This is a genomic window from Tissierella creatinophila DSM 6911 (genome assembly GCF_001940565.1).
In the GTDB taxonomy this organism is placed as follows: domain Bacteria; phylum Bacillota; class Clostridia; order Tissierellales; family Tissierellaceae; genus Tissierella_A; species Tissierella_A creatinophila.
Genome location: NZ_LTDM01000041.1, coordinates 1 through 4,228, shown reverse-complemented (window position 1 = coordinate 4,228; position 4,228 = coordinate 1). Strand labels below are relative to the sequence as shown.

Below are 4,228 nucleotides of genomic sequence, written 5' to 3'. Positions count from 1 at the left end.
AAGTAGGAGGTATTAAAATGGCAAGAACAAAAGAAGAATTATTGAAATTATTATCAGATTATGTATATGAAATGGAAGATGAGGAAATAGGAGAAATTGCACAGGAATATGTAGATGCAGGCTATGATCCTCTCCAAGGCATTTTAGAAGGACTAGTAGATGGTATGAATAGAGCTGGGGAAATGTATGAAGAGGAAGAATATTTTGTAACCGACTTATTAATTTGTTCAGATGCTATGTACAATGGACTAGAAATTTTAAAACCACACTTACCAAAAAAATCAGCTGACAATGAAAAGGTTTATAAATGTGTTATAGGTGTTGTAGAAGGGGACACACATGATATAGGGAAAAACCTTGTTAGAATAATGCTAGAAACAGCTGGTTTTGAAATGTATGATTTAGGACGTGATGTACCTCTTAGAAACTTCGTTGATAAAGCTAAGGAAGTAGATGCAGATCTTATTTGTCTTTCTACACTCATGACAACTACTATGCCCGGTATGAAAGATGTAGTAGATATGTTAAAAGAAGAGAACCTTAACAAGAAGATAAAGGTAATGATAGGAGGCGGACCTATATCTCAAACATATTGTGATAAAATAGGTGCCGATGGATACTCAGCAAACGCTATAGGTGCAGTAAAGCTAGCCAAGACTTTAGTAGGGTTGCCAGTTTAAAGGAGGTTAATATGAATACTAAAGAACGATTGTTAGGTGCACTAAAAGGCACCCAATTAGATAGAGTACCTTGTATATGTCCCGGTGGAATGATGAATATGATCGTTACTGAATTAATGCATAAGACTAATATTTTATGGCCTGATGCTCACACTGATGTAGATAAGATGAGTGAATTAGCAAAATCAGTATATGAATACGGTATGTTTGAAAACTACGGTGTACCATTTTGTATGACTGTAGAAGTTGAGGGTATGGGTGCGGAAGTAGATTTAGGAGATACTAAATTTGAGCCTCGTGTTGTAAGCTATGTATTGGATACTGTATCAGATTATAACAAATTAAAACAATTTGATATAAAAGCAGGTAGAGCTAAGGTAAGCACAGACGTAATATCCAGATTAAAGTCCAATAATGAAGGAGTGCCTGTAATAGGTAATCTTTCAGGTCCAATTAGTGTGGCCTCTTCTCTTATGGAGCCTGTTGTATTTTATAAGGAGCTTAGAAGGAAAAAAGAAGATGCCCATAAATTTATGGGCTATGTTACAAATCAGATTTTAGCTTTTGGAAAAGCACAAGTAGAAGCAGGAGCTGATGTTATCACCATATCTGACCCAAGCGGTACAGGGGAAATACTAGGACCTGACTATTTTGATGAATATGCAGTGAAGTATTTAAACAAATTGATAGATAGGCTACATGAAGTGAATAAAAAAATACCTATAATAGTTCATATATGTGGCCAGATGCATAGAGTTTACCCTGAACTAAATAAGATTAAGGCAGATGCTCTTAGTTTTGATGCCATAGTAAGCATTAAAGAAGTAAAAGAACAAATGCCAGATAGAATCATAATGGGTAATTTAAGTACTTATGCATTGGAATTTTCCAATAAAGAAAAAATAAAAACAATGACTAAAAGTGTCCTAAATAGTGGTGTGAATATAATATCACCTGCCTGTGGTTTAGGTACTCAATCATCCCTTGAAAATATCCAAGCGATGTTGGCAGCTGTAAAGGAAGAAACCCATGATTAATATCAATATACCTAGAAAGAACAAAACAATAACTACTGAAGCAGGTGATAAGCTCCTAAAAATACTAATAGATAATGGTGAATTTGTAGAAGGACCATGTGGAGGAAGAGGCAGCTGTGGTAGGTGTAAGATAAAACACATTTCAGGTTATTTGCCCTTAATTACAGAAGATGAGAAAAGATTTCTTTCTGAAGAAGAAATAAATAACGGAATTAGACTTGCGTGCCTTATAAGTCCTACATCGGATATCCAAATTGACATAATTGATCAGGAAAAAAACCATAAAGTTCTTACAGGTGGTTTTATACCAGAGTTTAATATAAACCCATCTATATGGAAAAAAGTTATTAGTATAGATAAACCAACACTTGGAATATCAACTACCTACGAAGATCTGTTTACAAATATATTGGGTTTAGAAGAATTGGACTTGAATGTGCTCAAAAACTTAAAAATGCAATCAGGTCAATTTACTGTAGTTTATGATGGGGACAAGCTCATGGGTTTAGAATATGGCAATACCACTAATGAAATATATGGTGTGGCAGTAGATATAGGAACGACTACTGTAGTAGCTTCATTAATAAATATAAATACTGGTGAGGAAATTGACAGTGAAGCAGAAATAAATGCACAGAAAAACTTCGGTCAAGATGTATTGACCAGAATTACCTATGTAGTAGAAAACAGAGAACAAGGGACTCTAGAATTACAAAAAGCAATAGTGAATTCACTAAACAAAATGCTGAATAGGATTTGTGAAAGACAAAATCTAAGTAAAGATAGAATATATGAAATGTCAATAGCAGCAAACAGTACTATGATACACATATTACTAGGTGTAGAATCCATATCCTTAGGAAAATCCCCTTATGCACAAATGTTTTCTAAAGCCAAGAATATAATGGCTAGGGAAATAGGTTTAGATTCTATGTCATCATTTGCTAGGATTAGTACACTGCCATCCGTATCCTCATATATAGGTGCAGATATCGTAGCAGGTGCTTTTGTAGCAGGTTTGCACAAGACCGATAAAAGGGTGTTATTCATAGATATTGGGACAAATGGAGAGATTGTACTTTCCGATAGGGGAAAGCTAGTTTCCTGTTCATGTGCAGCTGGGCCTGCATTAGAAGGTATGAATATTAGCTCAGGTATGAGAGCTTCAGATGGTGCTATTGAAGAAATGGGAATTGGTGAAAATGAAATCACTCTTCAAGTTATTGGAAACACAAAGCCAATAGGTCTTTGTGGTAGTGGCATTTTGGCAGCAGTTAGGGAAATGCTAGCCTGTGGTTTAGTAAATGAAAGAGGAAATATAGTTAAGCCTGACTCGTTGGAATCAGATGATTTCAGACAGAAGTATCTAATTGTAGAGAATAAGAAAAGGTCTATAAAAATTAATAAAGATATTAGAATTACTCAAGGGGATATAAGGCAAGTACAATTGGCTAAAAGTGCAATATTATCAGGATTTGTAGCATTAGTCAACTATGTAGGCCTTGAACTAACAGATTTAGATGAAGTAATAGTTGCAGGTCAATTTGGTGCACATTTACCCGTAGAAAGTCTTGTTGGTACAGGTATATTACCTAAAGATGTAGAGAAAAAGATACGATATATTGGAAACTCTTCCAAAACGGGAGCTTACTTATCCTTAATATCCTTGGATTCTAGAAAAGAAATGAATAATTTATCAAAACAGATAGACTACATGGAATTAAGTGTATCAGAAGGCTATGAAAGATTATTCGTGGAATCTTCTAGATTTAAAATTTAGAAATTTCAGATAGGTGGAAGTTTATGAATAAATACAATATTTATAAATGTAGTTTACAGCATATACCTACCGAGCTTTCCATGGCTATAGAAAGGTATAATATAGACTATAATATAGCCAATAGAAATGGTGTGAAAATGGGGAGACTCGCAGAGAAGATATATTTTGAATCTAAATCTAAATCGGCTAATATTCCATTTTGTCATACTATGGAGGGACAAGCTTTTGGTTCAAAGGTAAAATTAGACTATGTTAATGGTAATAGGATTGTAGAGTTCCCCATAGATAAATTGGTGGACATAGATAAAATTCCTGTTGCTGATTTACAAAATGATAAGATTAATGTCGTCTTTGATGCAATAGAATACTTAAAAAACAAAAGTATTCCAGTAACTGTCAATGTAGTAGGTCCAGTTACTCTAGCTACATCTATTTTACCTATAGAAGAAATTTATAAGGGAATGGCAAAGTCTACAGATGATACAAAAAAGCTATTTCAATTAATAGAAGACTTCTTGGTAGAATATATAAATAAAATAGTAGATTTAGAAGTAGATCTATTATCTTATGCTGACCCTACAGGTACTTTAGATATACTAGGTGTTAAACTTTACAAGAAAGTTGCTGGGCCATCCTTTTTAAGAGTGTTAGAAAAAATAGATTCTAAGAGTAATACTAAGATTCATATTTGTCCAAAAACATCTACTTCATTATTGGCAGTAGATTTGATT

General features: G+C 33.8%; 4 protein-coding genes. All 4 read left to right on the top strand.

Annotated elements, in window-relative coordinates; all coding sequences use genetic code 11:
• Nucleotides 1–17 precede the first annotated feature (17 nt).
• Nucleotides 18–680, top strand: a complete 663-nt coding sequence (locus TICRE_RS09105) for a corrinoid protein (protein ID WP_075727320.1) — start codon at nt 18–20, stop codon at nt 678–680.
• Nucleotides 681–691: 11 nt separating this feature from the next.
• Nucleotides 692–1,717 carry an MtaA/CmuA family methyltransferase gene (locus TICRE_RS09100; RefSeq protein ID WP_075727318.1) on the top strand — a complete coding sequence of 342 codons (1,026 nt, stop codon included), beginning with the start codon at nt 692–694 and terminating at the stop codon, nt 1,715–1,717.
• Nucleotides 1,710–3,497, top strand: a complete 1,788-nt coding sequence (locus TICRE_RS09095) for an ASKHA domain-containing protein (protein WP_075727316.1) — start codon at nt 1,710–1,712, stop codon at nt 3,495–3,497. Before TICRE_RS09100 ends, TICRE_RS09095 begins: the two co-directional genes overlap by 8 nt.
• 23 nt (nt 3,498–3,520) lie before the next feature.
• Nucleotides 3,521–4,228 (top strand): uroporphyrinogen decarboxylase family protein (locus tag TICRE_RS09090; protein WP_075727314.1); only part of this gene is annotated, 708 nt, incomplete at its 3' end.

Bases quoted from the DNA above. Each gene is read 5' to 3' on its own strand.
- TICRE_RS09105 (WP_075727320.1), top strand. From the start codon at position 18: ATGGCAAGAACAAAAGAAGAATTATTGAAATTATTATCAGATTATGTA.
- TICRE_RS09100 (WP_075727318.1), top strand. From the start codon at position 692: ATGAATACTAAAGAACGATTGTTAGGTGCACTAAAAGGCACCCAATTA.
- TICRE_RS09095 (WP_075727316.1), top strand. From the start codon at position 1,710: ATGATTAATATCAATATACCTAGAAAGAACAAAACAATAACTACTGAA.